At 69.3% G+C, this 24,016-nt stretch carries 18 protein-coding genes; 8 read left to right on the top strand and 10 right to left on the bottom strand.

What is annotated here, in order from left to right:
* Positions 1 to 5: 5 nt before the first annotated feature.
* From rnhA to ACZ54P_RS12090, 3 genes are read right to left on the bottom strand one after another with little or no spacing between them, the layout of a single operon-like run.
* On the bottom strand, positions 6 to 488 hold the full coding sequence (gene rnhA / locus ACZ54P_RS12100) for a ribonuclease HI (protein ID WP_465461548.1): 483 nt from the start codon (positions 486 to 488) through the stop codon (positions 6 to 8).
* 22 nt (positions 489 to 510) lie between these two features.
* Positions 511 to 1,701 (bottom strand): DNA polymerase IV, encoded by a 1,191-nt coding sequence (gene dinB, locus ACZ54P_RS12095; protein WP_465461547.1) that lies wholly within the window; start codon positions 1,699 to 1,701, stop codon positions 511 to 513.
* Positions 1,702 to 1,758: 57 nt separating this feature from the next.
* The gene (locus tag ACZ54P_RS12090; RefSeq protein ID WP_465461546.1) at positions 1,759 to 2,175 is read right to left on the bottom strand and encodes a DUF6010 family protein; all 417 of its coding nucleotides are present in this window, start codon (positions 2,173 to 2,175) and stop codon (positions 1,759 to 1,761) included.
* Between the two features lie 92 nt (positions 2,176 to 2,267).
* Here ACZ54P_RS12090 and ACZ54P_RS12085 point away from each other — a divergent pair, with 92 nt between their 5' ends.
* A complete protein-coding gene (locus tag ACZ54P_RS12085) occupies positions 2,268 to 3,206 on the top strand; it encodes a GlxA family transcriptional regulator (protein WP_465461545.1) in 939 nt (312 codons plus the stop codon).
* A gap of 12 nt (positions 3,207 to 3,218) precedes the next feature.
* Here the strand turns inward: ACZ54P_RS12085 and ACZ54P_RS12080 are convergent, their stop codons facing one another.
* The gene (locus ACZ54P_RS12080; RefSeq protein ID WP_465461544.1) at positions 3,219 to 3,506 is read right to left on the bottom strand and encodes a hypothetical protein; all 288 of its coding nucleotides are present in this window, start codon (positions 3,504 to 3,506) and stop codon (positions 3,219 to 3,221) included.
* A gap of 139 nt (positions 3,507 to 3,645) precedes the next feature.
* Here ACZ54P_RS12080 and ACZ54P_RS12075 point away from each other — a divergent pair, with 139 nt between their 5' ends.
* The 4 genes from ACZ54P_RS12075 to ACZ54P_RS12060 all read left to right on the top strand — a co-directional run bounded on the left by ACZ54P_RS12075 (position 3,646) and on the right by ACZ54P_RS12060 (position 14,463).
* On the top strand, positions 3,646 to 4,896 hold the full coding sequence (locus ACZ54P_RS12075; protein WP_465461543.1) for an MFS transporter: 1,251 nt from the start codon (positions 3,646 to 3,648) through the stop codon (positions 4,894 to 4,896).
* Positions 4,897 to 5,318: 422 nt separating this feature from the next.
* Positions 5,319 to 6,548: a GGDEF domain-containing protein gene (locus ACZ54P_RS12070; protein ID WP_465461787.1), complete on the top strand. Its 1,230-nt coding sequence runs from the start codon at positions 5,319 to 5,321 to the stop codon at positions 6,546 to 6,548.
* Between the two features lie 354 nt (positions 6,549 to 6,902).
* The gene (locus tag ACZ54P_RS12065) at positions 6,903 to 8,102 is read left to right on the top strand and encodes an HNH endonuclease signature motif containing protein (RefSeq protein ID WP_465461786.1); all 1,200 of its coding nucleotides are present in this window, start codon (positions 6,903 to 6,905) and stop codon (positions 8,100 to 8,102) included.
* A gap of 832 nt (positions 8,103 to 8,934) precedes the next feature.
* On the top strand, positions 8,935 to 14,463 hold the full coding sequence (locus ACZ54P_RS12060) for an ATP-binding protein (protein WP_465461542.1): 5,529 nt from the start codon (positions 8,935 to 8,937) through the stop codon (positions 14,461 to 14,463).
* Positions 14,464 to 14,542: 79 nt separating this feature from the next.
* Here the strand turns inward: ACZ54P_RS12060 and ACZ54P_RS12055 are convergent, their stop codons facing one another.
* The 3 genes from ACZ54P_RS12055 to ACZ54P_RS12045 all read right to left on the bottom strand — a co-directional run bounded on the left by ACZ54P_RS12055 (position 14,543) and on the right by ACZ54P_RS12045 (position 17,889).
* Entirely contained in the window at positions 14,543 to 15,094 is a 552-nt protein-coding gene (locus tag ACZ54P_RS12055) for a bifunctional nuclease family protein (RefSeq protein WP_465461541.1), read from the bottom strand.
* A gap of 10 nt (positions 15,095 to 15,104) precedes the next feature.
* Entirely contained in the window at positions 15,105 to 16,874 is a 1,770-nt protein-coding gene (gene ctaD, locus ACZ54P_RS12050) for an aa3-type cytochrome oxidase subunit I (RefSeq protein WP_465461540.1), read from the bottom strand.
* Between the two features lie 106 nt (positions 16,875 to 16,980).
* The gene (locus ACZ54P_RS12045) at positions 16,981 to 17,889 is read right to left on the bottom strand and encodes a LysR family transcriptional regulator (protein WP_465461539.1); all 909 of its coding nucleotides are present in this window, start codon (positions 17,887 to 17,889) and stop codon (positions 16,981 to 16,983) included.
* A gap of 71 nt (positions 17,890 to 17,960) precedes the next feature.
* On the opposite strand from ACZ54P_RS12045, the gene ACZ54P_RS12040 reads away from it, so the two are divergent.
* Positions 17,961 to 18,953 carry a YeiH family protein gene (locus tag ACZ54P_RS12040; protein WP_465461538.1) on the top strand — a complete coding sequence of 331 codons (993 nt, stop codon included), beginning with the start codon at positions 17,961 to 17,963 and terminating at the stop codon, positions 18,951 to 18,953.
* On the opposite strand, the gene ACZ54P_RS12035 is transcribed toward ACZ54P_RS12040, so the two are convergent.
* On the bottom strand, positions 18,931 to 20,106 hold the full coding sequence (locus ACZ54P_RS12035) for an MFS transporter (protein ID WP_465461537.1): 1,176 nt from the start codon (positions 20,104 to 20,106) through the stop codon (positions 18,931 to 18,933). The genes ACZ54P_RS12040 and ACZ54P_RS12035 overlap by 23 nt on opposite strands.
* 62 nt (positions 20,107 to 20,168) lie before the next feature.
* The gene (locus ACZ54P_RS12030) at positions 20,169 to 21,065 is read right to left on the bottom strand and encodes a DMT family transporter (protein ID WP_465461536.1); all 897 of its coding nucleotides are present in this window, start codon (positions 21,063 to 21,065) and stop codon (positions 20,169 to 20,171) included.
* On the opposite strand from ACZ54P_RS12030, the gene ACZ54P_RS12025 reads away from it, so the two are divergent.
* On the top strand, positions 21,064 to 22,488 hold the full coding sequence (locus ACZ54P_RS12025; RefSeq protein ID WP_465461535.1) for an aminotransferase-like domain-containing protein: 1,425 nt from the start codon (positions 21,064 to 21,066) through the stop codon (positions 22,486 to 22,488). The genes ACZ54P_RS12030 and ACZ54P_RS12025 overlap by 2 nt on opposite strands.
* 50 nt (positions 22,489 to 22,538) lie before the next feature.
* Entirely contained in the window at positions 22,539 to 23,237 is a 699-nt protein-coding gene (locus ACZ54P_RS12020; RefSeq protein ID WP_465461534.1) for a Crp/Fnr family transcriptional regulator, read from the top strand.
* Positions 23,238 to 23,248: 11 nt separating this feature from the next.
* On the opposite strand, the gene ACZ54P_RS12015 is transcribed toward ACZ54P_RS12020, so the two are convergent.
* Entirely contained in the window at positions 23,249 to 23,860 is a 612-nt protein-coding gene (locus ACZ54P_RS12015; protein ID WP_465461533.1) for a hypothetical protein, read from the bottom strand.
* Between the last annotated feature and the right edge of the window lie 156 nt (positions 23,861 to 24,016).

Raw genomic sequence — 24,016 nt, 5'->3', positions numbered from 1 at the left:
GCCTTTTAACGACGCCGAGCGGACCGTTCGCCGGGCTGGACCACGGGTCGGCCCATGGCCTCTTCCACACCTTTGACGGCGAGCCGGTCCGCTCGCTCGTTCTCCGGATGTCCCGCGTGGCCCTTGACCCAATGCCATTCGACGTCGTGTCGCGCGGCGGCTTCGTCGAGGCGGCGCCACAGGTCGGCGTTCTTGACCGGCGTCTTGGCCGAGGTCATCCAGCCGTTGTTCTTCCAATTCCGCACCCAGCTGGTGATGCCGTTCCGGACGTACGTGCTGTCGGTGTAGATGTCCACGGTGACCCGGCGTTTCAGGCTTTCCAGCGCTTCGATGGGCGCGGTCAGCTCCATCCGGTTGTTCGTGGTCGGCCCGGCATCCCCGCCGTAGATCTCCTTCTCGACGGTGCCGTACCGCAGCACCGCGCCCCAGCCGCCGGGACCGGGGTTCCCGCTGCACGCGCCATCGGTGTAGATCTCGACTTCCGCCACCCGGACACCCTAGCGACGGGGCTCAATCCGGCAGGAGCGGCACCCACGGCTCCTCGGCCTGCCCGAGATGCACCGCGCGCGTGATGGACTTCGCGCCGAAGCGGTCCCGGACCGTGTCGAGCGTCGAGTCGAGCGCGTCCCTCGGCTTCGCCTCGAAGGGCAACGCCAGCTGGATCGCGTCGTCCTTCGAGAGATTCGTGAGCGCGAGGCCAATCAGGGTGAGCCCACGTTCGTCGATCAACGGTCTCGCCGCGGCGAACAGCTCGCGTGCCGCGGTGACGATCGCGCCGGTCTGTTCGGTCGCCTCCAGCAGCGTGTGCGAACGCGTCGCCTTGGTGAAGTCGCCGAACCTCATGCGCAGCACGACCGTCCGGCAGACCCGGTGCGCCGCGCGCAGCCGCCGCGCGAGGCGATCGGCCAGGGTCAGCAGCATCGCGTCCAGTTCGGCGGGCGAGCGTGGCCTGCTGCCGAGCGCGCGCTGCGCCCCCATGGACCCGCGACGGCGTCCGGTCCGCACCCGCCGCGGATCGTCGTTGTGGGACAGGGCATGCAGGTGGGCACCGACACCACGGCCGAGCAGGCGCACGAGTTCCTTCTCGCCGAACCCTTCCATCTGCCCGACCGTCGTGACGCCGCGCTCGCGTAGTTTCCGCGCGGTCACCTCGCCGACGCCCCACAGCCGTTCGACCGGCAACGGGTGCAGGAACTCCAGTTCCTTGTCGTGCGGTACGACGAGCAGTCCGTCCGGTTTCGCCACGCCGCTGGCGACCTTCGCGAGGAACTTCGTCCGGGCGACGCCTACGGTGATCGGCAGGCCGACCTGCTCCAGCACGTCCCGGCGCAGTTTCGCGGCGATCCGGCTCGGTGTACCGGCGATCTTCCGCAGCCCGCCGACGTCGAGAAAGGCCTCGTCGATCGAAATGCCTTCCACCAGCGGTGTCGTGTTGTCGAAGACCTCGAAAACCGCTTTGCTCGCCTCCGAGTACGCGTGCATCCGCGGCGGGACCACGACCGCGTCCGGGCACAGGCGTCGCGCCTGGCCGCCGCCCATCGCCGTGCGGACGCCGTACGCCTTGGCCTCGTAACTGGCCGCCAGCACGACCCCTCCGCCGACGATGACCGGCCGCCCGCGCAGGCTCGGGTCGTCCCGCTGTTCGACCGACGCGTAGAACGAATCCAGGTCGGCGTGCAGGATGGGCCCCTTGGTCGGCATAGAACATATGTTCGCATCAAGCCGCCCGGCAGGCCAAGGCCCGGCTCGGTCGGACCGTCAGACCGGCGAAGGCTCCCGGCGCGAACCGAGGCGGGCACGCACGAAGTCCGTCACCGATCGTCCGCCCGCGAAACACCAGATCGCGATCACCGGGTCGCAGATCGCGCAGCCGAACGAGGAATCGTGCGCGAACGGGATGATCGGGGCGCCCTTCAGATGGTGCACGACGTCCCAGCCGGTGTGCAGGAGCCAGGCGATCCCGATGAACGTCCATGATTCGAGGCCGCGGTAGGCCACGTAGGTCACCACCGCGGCGAACGCGAACTCCCAGCTGCCGAGGCCGCCTCCGCTGAGATAGGCGGCGCCGGCGCCCGCCACCATGATCGCGTTGAAGCGGCGGCGGTGCGGCTCGTGGATGAGCGACATCAGGACGACGTAGACGAGGCCGACCAGAATCGGCGCGATGATCATCATGACTCGACGCTAGAACCGGGCCTCGCCCGCGCCCAGTGGCGTGAACGACGCCTTCCAACGGGATCCCGCCATCGGCGCGGTAGGTTCCGGGTATGCACACCGTCGCCGTGCTCGCGCTCGACCAGGTGATCCCGTTCGACCTGTCCACCCCCATCGAGGTCTTCACCAGGACACGGTTGCCGGACGGCGGCGCCGGCTACCGGGTACTCGTCTGCGCCGAAGGACCGGACGTCGACGCCGGGCATTTCACCTTGCGCGCGCCGTGGGGACTGGAAGCGCTGCGCGAAGCCGACACCATCATCGTTCCCGGCACGGCCGAACCCGCCCGGCCGTTGCCGCGGGCCGTCCACGACGCGCTCACCTCGGCGGCCGCGGCGGGCACACGGATCGCCTCGATCTGTTCCGGCACCTTCATCCTCGCCGCCGCGGGTCTGCTCGACGGCCTCCGCGCCACCACCCACTGGCTCGCGGCCGAACCACTCGCCGAGGCCTACCCGGCCATCGAGGTCGACCCGGCCGTGCTCTACGTCGACAACGGGCAGATCCTGACGTCGGCCGGAGCCGCCGCGGGCCTGGATCTGTGCCTGCACCTGATCCGCCGCGACTACGGCTCCGCGATCGCGGCCGACGCCGCCCGGCTTTCGGTGATGGCGCTGGAACGCGAAGGCGGCCAGGCCCAGTTCATCGCGTTGCGGCATCCCCCGGCGCCGCGTGGTTCGGCGCTGGAACCCACTTTGCTCTGGATGCAGGAAAATCTCGCGCGCGACCTCAGCCTCACCGACATCGCCGCGCGGGCCGGGATGAGCACCCGCACGCTGATCCGGCACTTCCGCGAACAGACCGGCACGACACCGCTGCAATGGCTGCACCGGACGCGCGTCCGGCAGGCGCAGCATCTGCTGGAGACCACCCAGGACGCCGTCGAGCGGATCGGCGCCGAGGTCGGGTTCGGCTCACCGACCTCGTTCCGTGAACGGTTCAAGCGCACGACAGGTGTCAGTCCGGGTACCTATCGACGCGCTTTCCGTTAAGCCGTAACACATTCAGGCGGCCAAAGCGGCGTCGGCACCGGCTCGCATCCGGGCTTGCTCGGCGAATCGCCTCCGGGCTACGACGACTCTGATCCATCGTTCGGAGCGCTCGGCGTCCAGACCGGAGGTGGCGCGGGCGAGCACTTCGGCGGCGTGCGCGGCGGAATCGATCTCCGCGGCGGCGCCGAGGTAGTCGCCGGACTCGATCAGCTTGTACGCGTGGCGCATCTCGGTCTGCGCGGTCGAGTAGATGGCGTAAGCGGCCAGGTTGTGCGCCAGCGGCCCCAGTGAATGCGACATCGGATTCTCCGTCCTTGTCTTCCTTGCCTGTCTACTGACACGTCGAACGGTGGCGTCGCGGTTCGACATCACCACGGATATTTTTCGAACTTCCTCGCAGGGTTGCGTGAAGCGGGCGCTTCACGACAGCCTGAAGCGCATGCCAGCCCGAGCGGCGTCGTTCCGCAGCGTCTTCGCGGTCGCCGAGTTCCGCCGGATCTGGCTCGCGCATCTGCTCTCGGTCGCCGGGGACCAGCTGGCCAGGGTCGCGCTCACGGTGCTCGTGTTCGATCGGACGTCGTCGGCGGGCTGGGCATCGGCCGCGTACGCGCTGACGTTCGTGCCCGATCTCCTCGGCGGCGCGCTGGGCGGCATCGCGGACCGGTTCTCGCGCCGCACGGTGATGGTGGCCGCCGACGTCGGCCGCGCGCTCCTGATCGCGCTGATGGCGGTGCCGGGGCTGCCGCTGCCCGCCGCGGCAGCCCTGTTGTTCCTCGTGCAGCTCATGGCGGGACCGTTCTACGCGGCACGGCAGGCGATGCTGCCGGACCTGCTCGACCCGGACCGGTTGGTCGTCGGGCAAGCTGTCATCTCGTCGACGTATCAAGCCGGGCTCGTGGTGGGCTTCGGCGCGGGCGCCGTCGTCGTCACCGGCCTCGGTGTGCCCGGCGCGCTGCTGATCGACGCGGGCACGTTCGCGCTCTCGGCGCTCATGCTCCGCTTCGGGCTCAGGCCGTACCCGCCCTCGACCCCACGCCACCACAAGCACCCGTCCCTGCTCGCGGGCTGCCGCCTGGTCGCCCGCGACCGCAAGCTGCGCTGGCTGCTGCTCATCGCCTGTTGCTGCGGTTTCTACGTCATTCCCGAGGGTCTCGCCGTCCCGGTCGCGGCCGAACTGGGCGGCGCGGATGCTCTGCCCTGGCTGCTGGCCGCGAACCCGGTCGGCTCGGTGCTCGGCGGGATCCTGCTGAGCCGCTTCCCGCGCGAACGGCAGGTCCGGATACTGGGCGCGCTGACGGTGGCGAGCAGCCTGGTGCTGATCCCGACCGGCTGGGTGTCAGGCCTGGTCCCGATCGTCGTGCTGTGGACGATTTCGGGTGCGTTCTCCGCGCACGACATGATCACCCAGACGCAATACGGCCTCGCCGCGCCGCCCGGCCATCGCGGTCAGGTGATCGGTGTCGCGATCGCCGCGTTGCGGGCGGCACAGGCGGCGGGGATCACCGCCGCCGGGCTACTGGCGCAGGTCGTCGCGCCGACCACCGTGATCACCGTCGCGGCGGTCGCGGGCGTCGTGGTCGCCGGTGTCGCCGGCGTCGGCTGGTCGCGTGCGGTGTCGTCCCGCCGGGGCCCCGGGGATCACGTGGGTCCGGTCGGCGGGACGACACCGGTTGGTGAGCACGGTTCCTGACAGCGGCCGATCATCACGTCCAGTTGTTGTCACGACGGGTCGTCCAGTTGTTGTCACGCACTACGTTCACCTCCCTTCGGGAATCCGAGCGCACGCCCGTGGGGCAGATCACTCACGTCCAGTTGTTGTCACGCCGAGTGGTCCAGTTGTTGTCCCGCATGCTGTTCACCTCCCTCGAAATAGCGATGAACCCGGCAAATCACTCACCAGTTGTTGTCCTGCATCGGTGCACCTCCCGCATTTCGGTTGGGCTGTCCGGGGGAATTCGCGGCCGCGCTTCTTATCGTCCGGGCAACGAGGGTCGTCGCAGTCCCGGTTCGATTACGGTGTAGATCACCGACGGAAGAGGGTGCGTGGACGGACGACACGGTGGCGCGCTGCGGAGGCTCAGGGCCTGGCACCTGTGGAGCCTGCCGCGACCTGTGCGTTCCTACGTGCTGGTCGTGAATCTCATCGCAGTCCTCTCGACCGCCGCCACGGCCCGGCTGGTCCCGGTCACCGGCACCGATCTGGCCCGCTTCGGCATCCTGACGCTCTGCGCGGCCATCGCGATCGAGGGCACCCGGCAGATCGAACGCCAGCGGGAGTACGACAGGGCCCCATCGGTCGCCTACGTGGACACCAAGGCGGTCTGGAGCGTCGCCGCCGTCATCGCGCTGCCGCCGGTGCTCGCCGCCGCGATGGTCGTCGTGACCTACACCATCGCATGGCTGCGGATCTGGCCACACCAACGGCCGGTACTACCCCATCGGTGGATCTTTTCCGCCGCGACGGTGCTCTGCGGCACTCAGGCCGCCGTCGTCGTCCTCAGTCTCGGCATGCGCCACTACCCCGGTTCGCCCGACTCCGGGCTGCTCGCCGGACTGGGCGACCTCGCCGTCATCATCGTCGCCGCGGCCCTGCGCTGGGCGATCAACACCGTGCTGGTGATGATCGCGATCGCGCTCTCGTCGCCGCCGAAATCGATCGGCGAACTGTTCTCCGGCTTCGGTGACCAGATCCTCGAAGCGGGCGCGCTCGGCCTCGGCCTGGTGACGGCCGTCGTCCTCGTACAGGCCAATCCACTGGTCCTGGTCGGCGTCGTCATCGCACTGGTCGCGCTGCACCGCGGACTGCTGCTGACCCAATACCGGCGCGACGCGCACACCGACGCCACCACCGGGCTCGTCACGAAACGCCGCTGGCGCCAACTGGCCGAAGAACACCTCGGCCGGACACGCGCGGGCCGCAAACTCGGCGTGCTGTTCCTCGACCTCGACAACTTCAAGACGATCAACGACACCTACGGCCACCCCAACGGCGACCTCGTCCTGCGCGCCGTCGGCGACGCCCTGCGCGCCGAGATCCGCGAACAGGACGTCTGCGGACGGTGGGGCGGCGAGGAGTTCGCGATCGTCATCCCGGACGTCCACAGCGAGGAAACCCTGCGCCAGGTAGCCGAACGGATCCGGCACCAGGTCGCGATGGTCTCGGTCACGCTGCCCGATCGCGACACGGTGCTGACCGACCTGACCGTCTCGATCGGCGGCGCGCTGTACCCGGCCGCCAACGTCTCCAGCGTCGACGACCTCCTCGTCGCCACCGACACCGCGCTCTACCGGGCGAAGCAGGGCGGGCGCAATCGTGTGGAACTGGCCCCGCCTGTTCAGTAGGGCCTGCTGACATTGCCGGAATTCGGTAACGCCGCTGCGGCTTTAGCCTTGACTGTTCGTTCATAGGTAAAAGTTTCGCCCATATTCTTCGGGTGGAAGCGTGAAGTCGTCGGGTCGTTCGGCGCGCAGCCGGTCGTAGCGTCGCTGGAACTCGTCGATGGATTCATGGAGGCTGCAGCCCAACTCGGCGTTCAAGAGAACCCGACTCGCGTTCCCCCGTTGCCGAAAAACGGTAACGCCTCACGGTGTTCGCGGCATCGGAAACTGTCGGTGGCCGGTTGTACGGTTCTTGGCGTGGATACCTACACGGCCGCGTCGGCGGCGCTTCTCGAAGAACTCACCGATCCCCACCTCTTGGAGTTGGTCAATACTTCCGTGGATTCGTTGGACGACAAGGATTCCGTCGCTGTGGCGAAGGTCGCGTCGGCGGGGATCGCGCGGTTGGAGGCGGTGCGGTTTCGGGCGTTGGCTCAGTTGAGTCGGCATCGTGGGGGTGCGGGGAGTGTGATGCAGGAGGTCGCGTTCGAGTTGTCTCTTGTGGACAGTCACGCGGGTACGATGGTGGCCACCGCGGAGGCGTTGACGACGCGCCTGCCGTGCACTCTGGGTTTGATGGATCAGGGGAAGTTGTGTGGTTTCGGTGCGATGAAAGTCGCCGCCGCCACCGCGCGGCTCTCCGATGAGGACGCGCGTGCCGCGGATGCCGTGTTGGAGGATCGGTTGCCGGGCAGGAACTCCGAGCAGATCCGAAAAGCGGCGAATCATGCGGCGATCACCGCCGACCGTGAGGGCGCCGACAAACGTACCGCACATCATCGCGGTGGGCGGCGTCTGACGTTGCGACAGGGTGAGAGCGGGGTGGCGTCGATCGAGGTCGAAGACGGGCCCGTGGAGAAGGTGACCGCGGCTTACCGCCGGATCGACCGTGAGGCCCGCGCTTTGCGGAAAGGTGGGGAGACCCGGACGTTGGATCAGTTGCGCGCCGATGTGGCGCTCGATCTGCTGCTGGGCGGACAGGGCGGCCCGAGTGAACGCACCGAGGTGTTCCTGTACATGGATTTGTTCACCTATCTCGGGCTCAACAACGATCCCGCCGAGCTGGCCGGGCACGGCCACATTCCGGCGGGGTTGGCCAGGCGGATCGCGACGGGGCCGGACACCGTGTTGCGGCGGATCATCACCGACCCGTTGTCGGGGCAAGTCCTGGATTTGGGGCGGGATCGGTATCGGCCTACGGCGGGGTTGGGTGAGTTTGTGCGGGTGCGGGATCGCGAGTGCCGGAGACCGGGGTGCGGGCGTCCCGCGCAGGCCTGCGATCTGGATCATGTGGTGCCGTGGCAGTTTGGCGGCCACACCGCCGCCGAGGAGTTGGTCGACCTCTGCCGTCGTGATCACCGGCTCAAAGACGAACCCGGCTGGACCTACCACCTCGCGCCTGACGGGACGCTGACGGTCACTACCCCGACTGGACACAGCTACGACAGCACACCCCCACCGCTGCACGATCCCCGCCCGCAAAGCCCTCCGGCAGACGAAGAGCCGCCACCGTTCTGAGCCTCGTTGCCGGGAAACGGCGACAGTGCCGGTTCGCGGGCAGGTAGGTCTCTTCTGCGACGCCGAGTCTTGTCGCCGGATAGTGGCGGCAGTTTCGGGTGACTGACGTACCCCATTGCCGATCTATGGCGACGGCTTCGGCAGGGTTTCTTGATGTGCGAGAACGCGCCGGGATCCCGTCGCCGAAAGACGGCAACAGCCGATACGGTGCGAAAGTTGTTCGTGACGGACCGCGTATCCGGTCGGCATGGTCTATGCGCGGGAAGTCGTTCATCGGATCACTCGCCACGGCTCGAAGACGAACCCGGCTGGACCTACCGCCTCGCGCCTGACGGCACGCTGACCGTCACCGGCCACAGCTACGCCAGCACACCGCCGCCGCTCCATGAGCCTCGCCCGCACACTCTCCGGGGGAGGAGGAACCGCCGCCGTTCTGAGCCTCGTTGCCCAGAAACGGCGAGGTAGGCGCGGTGGTCCGCCAGACGACGTCCCAGGCGCAGGCGTCGTGCGTGTCTTCTGAACCGTCGCCGGGAAACGGCAACGCCCGCCCCGCCCGATGAAACCGGCGTGAACACCTGGTGACACCTCACGACCCCGGCCACCGAGCCGAGCCCGAGATTGTCCACTTCATCACCTCATTCGCCCCCTCGGCGAGGTGTTCCAGGACACTTTTTGGCGGGTTCCTACAAGACCCGGCCCTCGGCATGCGCCACCGACGACATTCTCGTACCGGCCGGTAAGAGGCAGGCTGTAAACAGGTACAGGTGACTGTCCCGCGCGTGATCCGGCGGGCTGTCGCCTGTTGTGCTGCGTACTTTGGGAGGCTCAGTCGGTGTTCAGTCGTGTCGCCATCGTCAACCGCGGAGAAGCCGCGATGCGGCTCATCCATGCCGTCCGCGAGCTTTCGGCGGAGACCGGACAGCGGATCGAGACCGTCGCTCTCTACACGGATGCGGACCGGTCGGCGACGTTCGTGCGGGAAGCCGACATCAGCTACAACCTGGGGCCCGCCTCGGCACGTCCCTATCTGGACTTCGCCGTGCTGGAGCGGGCGCTGACCGAGACCGGGGCCGACTCGGCTTGGGTCGGGTGGGGTTTCGTGGCCGAGGATCCGGCCTTCGCCGAGCTGTGTGAGCGGCTGGGTGTCACCTTCATCGGGCCGAGCCCGGACGCGATGCGCAAGCTCGGTGACAAGATCGGCGCGAAGCTGATCGCCGAGGAGGTCGGCGTTCCGGTCGCCCCGTGGAGCCGTGGCGCCGTCGCGGATCTCGACGCCGCCATCAAGGCCGCCGACGAGATCGGCTACCCGCTGATGCTCAAGGCGACCGCGGGCGGTGGCGGGCGCGGTATCCGCGTCATCACCTCGGCCGACGAACTCAAGGACGCCTACGAGCGCACCAGCCTGGAGGCCGAGCGCGCCTTCGGCAGTGGCGTCGTGTTCCTGGAGCGCCTGGTCACCGGCGCCCGGCACGTCGAGGTCCAGGTCATCGCCGACGGCCAGGGCACCGCGTGGGCGCTCGGCGTCCGCGACTGTTCCGTGCAGCGCCGCAACCAGAAGATCATCGAGGAGTCCGCCTCCCCGGTGCTGAGCCCCGAGCAGGCCGACGAGCTCAAGCGGTCCGCCGAGCGGCTCGCGCTCGCCGTCGGTTACCGCGGCGCCGGCACGGTCGAGTTCCTCTACCACCCTGGCGACAAGCTGTTCGCCTTCCTCGAGGTCAACACCCGCCTCCAGGTCGAGCATCCGATCACCGAGCTGACCACCGGCATGGACCTGGTCAAGGCCCAGTTGCACGTCGCGTCCGGTGGCAAGCTCGAAGGCCTCCAGCCCGCCGAGGCCGGTCACGCCGTCGAGGCGCGACTCAACGCCGAGGACCCGGATCGCGACTTCGCCCCTTCGCCCGGCCGCATCGCGCGCCTGGACCTGCCCGCGGGCCCCGGCATCCGCGTCGACACCGGGGTCAGCGAAGGCGACACGATCCCGGCCGACTTCGACTCGATGATCGCGAAGATCATCGCCTACGGCCGCGACCGCGACGAGGCGCTCGGCCGTCTGCGCCGCGCGATGGCGCAGACCACGGTCATCATCGAGGGCGGCGCGACCAACAAGAGCTTCGTCCTCGATCTGCTCGACCAGCCCGAGGTGATCGACGGCAGCGCCGACACCGGCTGGATCGACCGGGTCCGCGGCGAAGGCAAGCTGGTCACGCACCGCCATTCGGCGATCGCGCTCGCGGCCGCCGCGATCGAGGCCTACGAGGACGAGGAAGCCGTCGAACGCCAACGACTTCTCTCCACCGCGCACGGTGGCCGTCCGCAGGTCCAGCACGAGAGCGGCCGCCCGCTCGACCTCAAACTGCGCGGCGCCGCGTACCGGGTGAGCGTCGCCAGGATCGGCCACCGCCGATTCCGCGTTGGCGTCTCCGCCGCCGGCGGCGACATCCACGCCGCCGACGTCGAGGTCGACCGCTTCGACGAGCACACCGGTCAGATCACCGTCAACGGCACCCGATTCCGCCTGGTCACCGGCACGCACGGGCCGATCCACCTGATCGAGGTCGACGGCGTCACCCACCGCGTCAGCCGCGACGAGGGTGGCGTCGTCCGCTCCCCCGCCCCCGCGCTCGTCGTCGCGACACCGCTCGAGGTCGGCGCGGAGGTCGAGGCGGGCGCACCGGTGCTGGTGCTGGAAAGCATGAAGATGGAGACGGTGCTCCGCGCGCCGTTCCGCGCGAAGCTGCGCGAGTGCGTCGTCTCGGTCGGCAGCCAGGTCGAGACAGGCGCGCCGCTGCTGCGGCTCGAGCCGCTGGCGGAAGAGGGCGCCGAGGTCGTCGAGGACACCGGCGGCGTCGAGATCGAGCTGCCCGTGGAACCGGACAGCGCGTCGGCACCGCAGCGGATCGCCCGGGGACAGCAGGATCTGCGCAGCCTCCTGCTCGGCTTCGACGTCGACCCGCACGACGAGCGCCGCACGCTCAGCGCGTACCTGGCCGCCCGTGCCGAAGTCGAGGACAACGGCGACCGCCCGCTGGAGGGCGAGGTCGAACTGCTGACCGTGTTCGCCGACCTGTCCGAGCTGATCCGCAACAAGCCGGCGGGTGAGGAGACCAAGACCGACACCCGGGTGCACAGCGCCCGCGAGTTCTTCCACACCTACCTGCAGAGCCTCGACGTCGAACGCGCCGGCCTGTCGGAGTCGTTCCAGAACAAGCTCAAGAAGGTACTGGCGCATTACGGCGTCAAGGATCTGGAGCGGACGCCGGAGCTGGAGGAGGCGGTCTTCCGCATCTTCCTCGCCCAGCAGCGGGCGGCTTCCGACGTCGCGATCGTCACCGCGTTGCTGCGGCAGTGGCTCACTGAGGCGCAGCCGTTCGAGGCGATGCGCGAACCGGCGGGCAAGGCGCTGGAGCAGCTCATCGCCGCCACGCAGGTCCGCTTCCCGGTGGTCAGCGACCTCGCGCGCAGCGTGGTGTTCCGCTGGTTCGCCCAGCCGCTGCTGCGCCGCACCCGCGCCGAGGTCTACAGCGAGGTCCGCAAGCACCTGCGCCACCTCGACCGGCACCCGGACTCGCCGGACCGCGCCGAGCGGATCGCGAGCATGCTGGCCAGCGCGCAGCCGCTGGTACGCCTGCTCGGGCAGCGGATCGGGCGCCCCGGCACCGACCACACCCCGCTGCTCGAAGTGCTGAGCCGCCGCTACTACGGCAACCGCGCGCTCACCGGCGTCGGGCAGGTCACCGTCGGCGACTGCACCTTCGTCACCGGTGACTACGCCGACGACGGCGAGCGGTTCCACATGGCCACCACCGCCGTCGACCGCGCCGGGCTGCCCGGGGCGATCAAGGCGGTCGCCGATCTCGCCGCCGGCCTGCCCGCCGACACCGATGTCGAAGCGGACCTCTACCTGACCTGGGACGACGAGTCGGCCGACGACGACGCGATGGCGGCCGGGCTGCGCGAGGTCCTCACGGCCGAGTCGCTGCCGAGCCGGATCCGGCGCGTCACCACCACGGTCGCGGGGCACAGCGGCGCGGTGATGCACCACCACTTCACCTTCCGCCCGTCCTCGACCGGTTTCAGTGAGGAACGGCTCATCCGCGGCCTGCACCCGCTGATCGCCCAGCGGATGCAGTTGCAGCGGCTGGCGAACTTCGACCTCACGCGCTTGCCGTCCGGCGACGAGGACGTCTACCTGTTCAAGTGTGTCGCGCCGATGAACCCGGCGGACCAGCGGCTGGTCGCACTGGCCCAGGTCCGTGACCTGACCCCGTTGCGGGACAACGACGGCAAACTGCTGGCCCTGCCCGCGGTCGAAGGCACGCTGGCCGGTTGCCTCGACGCGATCCGGGAAGTGCAGGCGAAGCTTCCGCCGAAGAAACGCTTCGACACCAACCGGATCATGCTCTACGTGTGGCCGACGAGTGAGCTCACCGGCGAGGAGCTGAACACGGTCGCGCAGCGCGTGCAGCCGTCGACGGCCGGCGCGGGTCTCGAAGAGGTCCAGTTCCTCGGCAGGCAGCGCAACCGCGCGACCGGCGAGGTCAACGAGGTCGCCGTGCGGATCGGCTACGACGTCAGCGGTGGCGTGCAGATGTCGCTGTCCGAGCCCACGACCGGGCCGATCCTGCCGCTCGACGACTACCACCAGAACGTCCTGCGCGCCCGGCGCCGGGACACGGTGTACCCGTACGAGCTGACCAAGATGCTCGGTTCGTTCACCGAGTACGACATGGACACTGAGTCTGATTCGCCCTCGGCGGAAACGAGTACCTCGAGCGGCAACACCCTCGTCCCCGTCGAACGGCCGCTGGGGCGGAACAAGGCGGCGATCGTCGCCGGTGTGGTCACCACGCCGACCGAGCGGTATCCGGAGGGCGTCAAGCGGGTGGTGCTGCTGGGCGACCCGACGAAGGCGCTCGGCGCGTTGTCGGAGCCGGAGTGCTCGCGGGTGATCGCGGCGCTGGACCTCGCCGAGCGGATGCGGGTCCCGCTGGAGTGGTACGCGCTCTCGGCCGGTGCCCGGATCTCGATGGAGTCCGGTACCGAGAACATGGACTGGGTCGCGGCCGCGCTCAAGCGGATCGTGCACTTCACCCAGGACGGCGGCGAGATCAACATCGTCGTGGCCGGGATCAACGTCGGCGCCCAGCCGTACTGGAACGCCGAAGCGACGATGCTCATGCACACCAAGGGGATTCTGGTGATGACGCCGGACTCCGCGATGGTGCTGACCGGCAAGCAGTCGCTCGACTTCTCCGGCGGTGTCTCGGCCGAGGACAACTTCGGCATCGGCGGCTACGACCGCGTCATGGGCCCGAACGGCCAGGCGCAGTACTGGGCGCCGAACCTCGCCGCGGCCCGCGACGTGCTGATGGCGCACTACGACCACACCTACGTGGCACCGGACGAGCCCGGTCCGCGCAAGGCGGTCACGAACGACCCGATCGACCGGGACATCTCGTCGTTCCCGCACGCGGCCGTCGACAGCGACTTCACCACGGTCGGCCAGATCTTCTCGCGTGAGGCCAACCCCGACCGCAAGAAGCCGTTCGACATCCGCACCGTGATGCGCGCGCTGTCAGACCAGGACCACCCGGTGCTGGAACGCTGGCCGGGCATGGCCGACGCGGAGACCGCGGCCGTGCAGGACGTGCACCTCGGCGGGCGGCCGGTGTGCCTGCTCGGTATCGAGTCGCGTTCGGTGCCGCGCCGCGGCTTCCCGCCCACCGACGGCCCGGACACCTACACCGCGGGCACGCTGTTCCCGCGGTCGTCGAAGAAGGCGGCGCGGGCGATCAACGCGGCCAGCGGCAACCGGCCGCTGGTGGTGCTGGCGAACCTGTCCGGCTTCGACGGCTCACCGGAGTCGATGCGGAAACTGCAGCTGGAGTACGGCGCGGAGATCGGCCGGGCGATCGTCAACTTCGAGGGCCCGATCGTGTTCTGCGTGATCTCGCGGTACCACGGTGGCGCTTTCGTGGTCTTCTCGAAGGCACTGAACCCGAACATGACGGTGCTGGCGCTGGAAGGTTCGTTCGCTTCCGTGCTCGGCGGCGCGCCCGCCGCGGCGGTCGTGTTCGCCGGTGAGGTCAACGCGCGGACCGCGGCGGACGAGCGGGTGCGGTCGCTGACGGAGAAGCTCAGCGGGGCGACCGGCGCCGAACGTGCCGCGCTGGCCGCGGAACTGGCCGAAGTTCAGTCGTCGGTGCGGTCGGAGAAGCTGGGCGCGGTCGCCGCCGAGTTCGACGGCGTGCACAGCATCGAACGCGCGGTGAAGGTCGGTTCGGTGGACGCGATCATCAGCGCGGCGGAGATGCGGCCGCGCATCATCGAGGCGATCGAACGGGGCCTGGCTAAAAAGTAGTACTCAAGTGAAATGAAGGGGCCTTTCATTGCGAATTTTGCAATGAAAGGCCCCTTCATTTCATCGGTCGGCAGGCGGCTCAAGCCTTGGGGTCGGCAGGCGGCTCGGGCGGAAGGTCCCCGAAGTCCTCCGGCACGATCTTGTCCAACGCCGCCCTGAACTCCTCCACCTCCCGTTCCTGGTCGACCGGGTCGGATGGCACCGTCGGCAGTTCGGCGTCGGGCCCGGACCCCACGATCTCGACCCGCACCGAGGCGACGTCCAGCACGGAGTCGGCCACCTTGATCCCGACACCGGCGCGCAACCCGATCGCGACCGCGTCACTCGGCCGGGCGGAAATGCGGATATCGGAGTCGAGTACGAGATCCGCGAAGAAAATCCCGTCCCGGAGCGCGGTGACCTCGACGCCGGTGACGTGGTGCCCGAACGATTCCACCACCTGGCCGATCAGTTCGATCGTGCCGGGACGCGGTAAGTGGATCTTCTCCTGCGCGAGCGCCACCGCGCTCGCCTCGGGGCCACCGATCGTGATCGCCAGCCAACGGCGTTCGCCCTCCCGCTCTCGCAGCAGCATCACCGGTGCGGCTTCCGGAGCCAGGACTGCCATCCCCTCGACATCCATCGGGATCATGCGCGGTACCTCATTCCTTCGGTGAGCCGGTGTCGTCGTCCGCCAACGCCTTGTCCGCCACCACTTCCGAGGGTGCGGGCTGGTCGCGGCGCTGGAACGGGGTCGTATGCCCCTCGGCGCGCAGCCGAGGGATCATGTGCGGATAGTGGAGTTCGAACGCCGGTCGTTCGGACCGGATCCTCGGCAGGTCGAAGAAGTTGTGCCGGGGCGGCGGGCAGGTCGTCGCCCACTCCAGGGAATTCCCGTGCCCCCACGGGTCGTCGACCTCGACGACTTCCCCGAACCGGTAGCTGCGGACGACATTCCAGAGGAACGGCAGCACCGACGCGCCGAGCAGGAACGCGCCGATGGTGGAAATGGTGTGCAGCAAGGTGAAACCGTCGGTGCTCAGGTAGTCGGCGTAGCGGCGCGGCATACCCTGGTTGCCGAGCCAGTGCTGGACCAGGAACGTCAGATGGAAACCGATGAACGTGGTCCAGAAATGCAGTTTCGCGAGCCGCTCGTCGAGAAGCCGCCCGGTCATCTTCGGGAACCAGAAATAGATCCCGGCGAAGGTGGCGAACACGATGGTGCCGAACAGCACGTAATGGAAATGCGCCACCACGAAGTAGGTGTCGTGGATGTGGAAGTCCAAGGGCGGTGCGGCGAGGATGATCCCGGTCAGCCCGCCGAGCAAGAACGTCACCATGAACCCGATCGACCACAGCATCGGCGATTCGAAGGTCAGCTGTCCCTTCCACATGGTGCCGATCCAGTTGAAGAACTTGATCCCGGTCGGTACCGCGATGAGGAAGGTCATGATCGAGAAGAACGGCAACAGGACCGCGCCGGTGGCGAACATGTGGTGTGCCCAGACGGCGAACGACAACGCGGTGATCCCGATCGTCGCGAACACCATGAGTTTGTAGCCGAACAGCGGTTTCCGGCTGAACACCGGGACGATTTCGGTGATGATGCCGAAATACGGCAACGCGACGATGTAGACCTCGGGATGGCCGAAGAACCAGAACAGGTGCTGGAACAGGATCGCCCCGCCGTTGGCCGGATCGAAGACGTGCGCGCCGAGCCGTCTGTCCGCTGCCAGCCCGAACAGTGCCGCGGTGAGGATCGGGAAGACCGCCAGGATCAGGATCGTGGTGAACAGGATGTTCCAGGTGAACAGCGGCAACCGCCACATGGTCATCCCCGGCGCGCGCAGGCAGAGGATCGTGGTGACCATGTTGACCGCGCCGAGGATCGTCCCGAGCCCGGAGACGATCAGGCCCATGATCACCAGATCGGCGCCGACGCCCGGCGTGTGCGCGGCGTTGGAGAGCGGCGTGTACATCGTCCACCCGAAGTCGGGCGCGCCGCCCGGCGTGAAGAACGAGCTGAGTGCCATCAGCCCGCCGAAGAGATACAGCCAATAGGAGAACGCGTTCAGCCTCGGGAAAGCGACGTCCGGTGACCCGATCTGCAGCGGCAGGATGTAGTTGGCGAAGGCGAAAAGGTTCGGCGTCGCGTACAGCAGCAGCATGATGAGGCCGTGCATGGTGAACAGCTGGTTGTACTGCTCCTGCGACAGGAACTGCATGCCCGGCCTGCCCAGTTCACCGCGCATCAGCAGCGCCATGAACCCGCCCGCGAGGAAGAACCCGAACGAGGTGCACAGGTAGAGCAGGCCGATCGTCTTGTGGTCGGTGGTGCGGATGACGTTGAGGAACACACTGCCCTTGGGGGCACGCCGGCGTCCGCCGAAGCGGACGGCCTCCGGCCGGGGCGATGTCTTCACGGCGGTCATGGCCACTCCCAGCACGAGGACACACCTTCTGGCAGCTGGTACCCCTCCAGGAGAGTCCCTACACACCGGCTTTTCAAGAGCTGGAGGAGGATTCGTCCGTTCGCCGTCAGCCGCGAGAGCTCCGGGAGCGGACCGCGAGCGCCAGCAGCGCGGCGGCCGGTCCGGCGAGGCGCCGCCCGGCGGGCCACACCGCCCGCAGTTCCCGGCCGAAATCGACGCCCTCGACCGCGACCTGGACGAGCCTGCGGTCGGCGACGTCCCGTGCCACGTCGAGTTCGCTGATCACCGCCGGTCCGGCGCCCGCGACCACGGCGTTGCGGACCGCGGAGGCGGACCCCAGCTCCAGCAACGGTTTCGCCGGGCCGACGCCGGCCTTGCGCAAGGCGGTGTCCACGGTTTCCCTGGTCCCCGAGCCCGGCTCGCGGACCACCAGCGGTGTGACCGCCAGTTCGGCCGCGGTCAGCGGGCGGCGCCTGCGCGCCCAGGGATGGCTTCCGGCCACGACGAGGACCAGCCGATCGGTGGCCACCCGCTTGGCCGAAAGACCCGGCAGCGCGCCGGGCGACTCGACGAAGCCGAGGTCGACCTTGCCCTCCCTGGCCAGTTCCGCGGCCTGGTCGGAGTTCGTGACCTCCAGCCCGAGGTACAGCCCCGGGTTTCCGCGTTTGAGTTCGCCGATCCAGCCCGGTACCAGATGTTCGGCCAACGTCATGCTCGCGGCGACGCGCAGTTGCGCCTCGTGCTGGGTGCGCAACGCTTCGGCGCCGTCGAGGAGCCCGTCGAGTTCGGCCAGCACGCGGTGGGCCCAGCCCGCGATGACCCTGCCGTCGGGGGTGAGGGCGGACCCGCGTCGCGTACGGTCGACCAGCACCAGTCCGAGCCGTCGTTCTACTGTGGACAGTCGTTTGCTCGCCGACGGCTGGGCGATCCCAAGCCTGGCCGCGGCCTGCCCGATACTGCCGAGCTCGTCCACGAGCACCAGCAGGCGCAGGGAGTCCAGATCGGGGGTGGTCATAGCCCAAGTCTATGACCTACCCCTCGTATTCCCCGCTACCGAGGCCGACCCGTCGCGGCGATGCTCGGATCATGAGCACCACGCACGCGAGACCGACCAAGCCCTACTTGACCGCGTTGGCCATCACCGGCGCCGGAGTGGCCGCCGCGTACCTGGTCGGTACCGCGGTGCCGGTCGTCAGCGCGCTCACCATCGCCGTCGTCCTCGGCGTCCTCGCGGGTTCGCTGCCCGCGCTGTCGGACGAGACCCGGAAAGCGATCTCCGGCGTCACCAGGAAGCTGCTTCGCGCCGGTGTCGTGCTGTTGGGCCTGCAGCTCTCGCTCCCCTCGGTGCTGGCGCTCGGCCCCGGCACCCTGCTCGCCGTCGTGCTCACGGTGGGTATCACGTTCCTCGGCACGATCGGCCTCGGCAGGCTCCTCGGCGTGCCGCGCGGGCTGGCGATGCTGGTCGCCACCGGATTCTCGATCTGTGGCGCGTCGGCGATCGCCGCGATGGAAGGCGTCGTGAAACGGGAGGACTCCGACGTCGCGACCGCGGTCGCACTGGTCACCTTCTACGGCGGGCTCGCCATCGCGGCCGTCCCGCTGCTCGGCGGCTGGCTGCGCCTCGACGCGGTCCGGATCGGTGAATGGGCTGGGCTCAGCGTGCACGAGGTCGCGCAGGTCGTCGCCGCGGCCACGCCCGCGGGCAGCGCCGCCGTCGCGGTCGCCATCGTGATCAAACTCAGCCGGGTGGTCCTGCTGGCCCCGATGGTCGCCGCGGTCGGCGTGCACGAACGCCACCGACCCGCCGACGGCGGCAAGCGTCCGCCGCTGGTCCCGCTGTTCGTCATCGGCTTCCTCGCGATGGCCGCCGTGCGCAGCACCGGGATCGTGCCGGGCGTCGCGCTCGACGTCGCCAAGGTCGCCTGCACGCTGTCGCTGGCCGGGGCGTTGTTCGGGCTCGGGTGCGCGGTCCGGATCGGCACGCTGATCCGGACCGGCGGCCGCGCCCTGCTGCTCGGCCTGCTCTCCACCCTGCTGGTCGGGACGACCGCGCTGGTCACACTCGCCGTGCTCGGCTGAGGACCACCGCCGCGAGCAGCGCCACGACGCCGCCCGCGAGCATCACCGCCGGGACGGACACCGCGTCGACGACGAATCCGCCCAGCAACGCGCCCGCGGAAAGGGTCGCCTGGAACGACGAGGTGAACAGCACCGACGCCGCCTCGGGAGCGTGCGGAGCCGCCTTCGCGAACCACGTGCCCGAGCAGACCGGGACCGCCCCGTAGGCGAACCCCCAGAGCACCAGCAGCGCCAGCGCGCCTGCCGGGAAACCACCGAGGAACGGCAGCGCGCACGTCGCCACGCCGATCGCCCCCGCGGCGGCGAGGAAGGTCAGCCGGAGATCGCGGGCGATCGCCGCCCCCGCGACGAAGTTGCCCACGATCCCCGCGGTGCCGTAGACAAGCAGGAAGACGGTGATCAGCTCAGGGCTCACCCGGGTCACGTCCCGCAGAAGCGGCGTGACGTAGGTGTAGGTGCCGAAGTGGGCGAGCACGACCAGCATCGTGACGAGCAGGCCGAGCCGGGTCGTCCGCCCGCGCGTCAGCTCACGCAGGACACCGAGCCGGGTGGTGCCCGCCGAAGGCAGCGGAGGCAGCGACACGGTGAGCAGGGCGAGGACACCGATCGTGAAGACACCCAGCACGGCGAAGGCCGCCCGCCAGCCGAACAGGTCACCGACGAACGTCCCCGCCGGCACACCCAGAACCGAGCCGAGTGGCACGGCCGAGAAAATCACCGCCGTCGCCGTACCCGCCCGTGCGGGACCGACGAGCCGCGCGGCGAGCCCGGAACCGATCGCCCAGAACGCGCCGATCACCAGCCCGACCAGGATCCGGGAGACCAAGACCGCCCAGTAGGCCTGCGCGGTCGCCGCGACGACATCGGCCAGTGCCAGCACCACCATCAGGGCGCACATCAAGGCCCGCCGGTCGATCCGCCCGGCGGCGACGGTGACGGCAGGCGCGGCGAGCGCGGCGAGAAAGCCGGGAAGGGTCATGGTCAGGCCCGCCGTCCCCGGCGTGATCCGGAAGTCCTCGCCGATCGGGGTCAGGAGGCCGATCGGCAGGATCTCCGTGGTGACGAGGGAAAAGATCCCCAGTGTCACCGCGAGGACGGCGAGCCATCCCTTCAGCGGGGTCCGGGCGGAGGTGTCGAGAGTCGAGGCGGTCATCTACCCCAGCCCATCACCGCGCGGACACCGCGGTCTGGCGGAATCGCGACGTGGCTGTGGAGCTAAGCGCGTGAGCGCTGGGTCACCACGATGCAGGCGACCACGATCAACGCCGTCACCGGCGCGGCCGCCGGAAGGTGCTCGCCGAGCAGCAGGACCGCCCAGACCAGCGTCAGCAGTGGCTGCGCCAGCTGCAACTGGCTCGCCCGCGCGACCCCGATCTCGGCCATTCCCCGGTACCAGACGAAGAAGCCGCCGAACTGCGAGATGAGCGCGACGTACAACAGGCCGACGATCGCCTCGCCGCCGAGGTGCAGCGGTTCGGTCAGCGAGCCGAAGACCGTCAGCGCGGCGGTGACCGGCAGCGCGAGGACCAGCGCCCAGGCGATCACCTGCCAGCCGGCCATCTCCCTGGCCAGCCTGCCGCCCTCGGCATATCCGAACGCGCACAGCACGAGCGCGGCGAACAGGAACAGGTCCGCTGTGGACAGTCCGCCGCCGCTCTGGCTCACGGTGAACACCACCACCGCGAGCGCGCCCACCGCGGCGGCGAGCCAGAACCGGCGGGACGGCCGGTGCCCGGTGAGCCTCGACGAGACGACGGCGGTGGCCATCGGCAGCATGCCGATCACCACCGCGGAATGCGCCGTCGACGACGTCTGCAGGGCGAGGGTGGTCAGGGTCGGGAACCCCAGGACGCAGCCGACGGCGACCACGGCGAGGCCGCGCCATTGTTCGCGCTTCGGCAGCGGGACCCGGAACGCGCGGAGAAAGGCGGCGGCGACCAGTGCCGCGAGGACGCATCGTGCCCCGGTGGCGGTCCACGGGCCGAAACCCTTGAGCGTCCAGACGGTGGCGGGGAACGTGAAGGAGAAGGCGAAGACACCCAGCGCCGCCAGCACCGTCCCGGAGCGGACCGCTATTGCCCGGTCCGCGATAGCGCTATCATCCAGTCTCATGTCCGATGGTAGCAGCGTCGCCAGCCTGGTCAAACAGCTGCGTTCCGAGCTAGAGCGCTATCCGATCGAAGGAAAGCTCCCATCCAGCCGCGAGCTCGTGCGGCAGCTGAAGGTGAGCCCGGTGACGGTGTCGCGCGCCATCGCCGCACTGGCCTCGGAAGGTCTGGTGATCACCCGCCCCGGCGCCGGTGTCTTCCGCGCCCCGCCGCGTCGCGAATCGGTGGTGACCGGCGACGTCTCGTGGCAGGAGGTGTCGCTCAGTTCCCAGTCCGGCCTCCGCGCGATCGACGCGACCGGGGTGCTGACCGCGTTGAGCGACCCGCCGTCGGGCGTCATCGACCTCAACGGTGGCTACACGCATCCCAGCCTGCAACCGGAGCGGGAACTCGCGGCGGCGTCGGCCAGGGCCGGCCGTCGTCCCGGCGCCTGGACCCGGCCGCCGATCTGCGGCCTCCCCGAATTGCGGGCCTGGTTCGCCCGCGACATCGGCAGCCCGGTGAACGTCGAGAACGTCCTGGTCACCGCGGGCGGGCAGAGCGCGCTGACCACGGCGTTGCGCGCGCTCGGCGCCCCCGGCGCGCCGGTGCTGGTGGAATCGCCGACCTATCCGGGGATGCTGGCCATCGCGAGGGCGTCGGGGCTGCGGCCGGTCCCGGTGCCGATCGACCGCGACGGCGTCCGCCCCGAACTCCTCGCGGACGCCTTCCGCGACACCGGCGCGCGGCTGTTCGTCTGCCAGCCCGCCTTCCAGAACCCGACCGGCGCGGTCCTGTGCGCCGAACGCCGGGCCGAGGTCCTGCGGATCGCCCGTGACGCGGGTGCTTTCGTCGTCGAGGACGATTTCGCGCGGCTGATGGCGCATCCCGGCAGTCCGGCTCCCCCGCCACCGCTCGTGGCCGATGACCCCGACGGTGTCGTGGTGCACATCCGGTCGCTCACGAAACCGGCGTCACCGAGCCTGCGGATCAGCGCGCTGGCCGCCCGCGGCCCGGCGCTGGAACGACTGCGGGGACTCCACGCCGTCGAGAGCTTCTTCGTACCCCGGCCCTTGCAGGAAACCGCGCTGGAACTGGTGAGTTCTCCCGCCTGGACGCGCCATCTGCGGACACTCGCCGCCGCGTTGCGCGAACGCCGCGACGTCGCCGTCTCGGCTCTGCGGGAGTTCCTGCCCTCGTGGCACACCGTCCCGGTCCCGACCGGTGGCTATCACCTGTGGCAACCGCTGCCCGGATCCGCCGACGAAGTGACGTTGACCAGCGCTGCTTTCCGCGCCGGAGTAGCGGTCACGCCCGGCAGGCTCTATTTCGCGGCCGAGGCACCGGGGCCCTATCTGCGCCTGAGCTACGTCAGCGCCGCGACCGGCGCACAGGTTCGGGACGGTATCCGACGCCTTTCCCAGGCATACCAAGAGCTCCCCGCTTAACACCCGGCGCGGTCTGCTCGTACCATCGCCCACGGAGGCGACGAGAAGGCATGACACAGCCGGCGGCGGAGCCGCACGATTCACCCGGCAGGCTCTGGGAGCTGCTCGACGACGTCGAGCGCAAGGCGCTGCGCGCCGAAGCCGAGCTGCGCCGGTACCCGGCCGGCACGGTGATCATCCGCGAGGGTGACCGGTCGGACTGGGTGCTGATCCTGATGACCGGGCGGGTCAAGATCACGTCGGTGTCCACCGGCGGTTACGACGCCGTGCTGGCCGTCCGCGACCCCGGCGACATCATCGGCGAGATGGCGTCGATGGACGGCAGCCTGCGGTCGGCGACGGCGGTCGCCGTCGAACCGGTCACCGGGCTGTGGCTGTCCGCGAGGTCGTTCAACTCCGTGCTCCGCCGGCACGCCGGTATCTCCGTGGTCCTGCTCCGGATCATCACCTCCCGCCTGCGTTACGCCAATTCGCGCCGCACCGAATTCGGCGACAGCACCGCCGCCGAGCGGATCGCCGCGATCCTGGTCGACCTCGCCGAGCGCTACGGCGTCGCCGTCCCCGACGGCACCCTGATCGCTTTGCGGATCAGCCAGCGCGACCTGGCCGGTCTCGCATCCGCGTCACGGGAAGCGGTCGCGCGGACCCTGCGGACCCTGCGCGCCGACGGACTGCTCAGCACGGGCCGCCAGCGGCTGGTCGTCCGGAGCCTGCACGACCTCAGACAGCTCACGCCCGACGACCACTGAGCCGCCGGTCGTCATACGGCGATCCGGGGAGCCCGGCGGCGGAGCAGGGTCCGATGCCGCTCCACCCTCGCACCGAAGCGAGTGAGCACCTCGCGCACGCCCGGATCGCCGGGGTCGAACATGACGCGGGCACGGCACAGGCCGCCCAGTTCGGCGACCAACGGGTCTGCGAGGTCTCTGTGGACCTTGAGGATCGTCAGCGAGACAAGACCGGTCCGATCGTTGTTCCAGCCGGCGACATCGACCCGCTCCGGTGCCTTCCGGAACCACCGGACAGCCCGCGCGGCGGACCCCGCGACGACCTGCGCCAGCATCTCCAGCAGCCGAACCGGCACCAGCACCAGCCCGAGGAGCAGATAGAACGGGAACTCGACGAGCGCTTGCAGGAGGAACACCACGCCCATCAGACCGATGGCCGCCTTGTCCACGGGACCGTCCTTGGCGCCCTCGCGACTGTCCTCGCGGTCGTTGGGCAAGTCCTTGAGATACAGCGTCCAGTCCGCTGTGATCCGGTAGTGCCGGTAGCCGCCCTTGAGCAGCGCGAACGGCTGTACCCACCGGCGCCACGGCGCGAAACGGCGAATGCTCTCCCACTGACGCCCCTCGGGATCGATCACCTTCATTCGGCCCTCCCCTTCCGATGTCACGCCGTGGCCGGCTGAAGGAACTCTGGCAGGAAAAGCGCCGTCGTTCTGCGTCACCTGACACAGAACGCGAAACCGGGTTGTACGCGCCTTGTACGACAGGGAGGGACTCTGCTGTCCCGTCACCCGGAATCG

The organism is Amycolatopsis sp. NPDC034160 (assembly GCF_055575355.1).
Note: the sequence above shows the minus strand (reverse complement) of the source record. Positions and strands in the feature narration are given on the sequence as shown.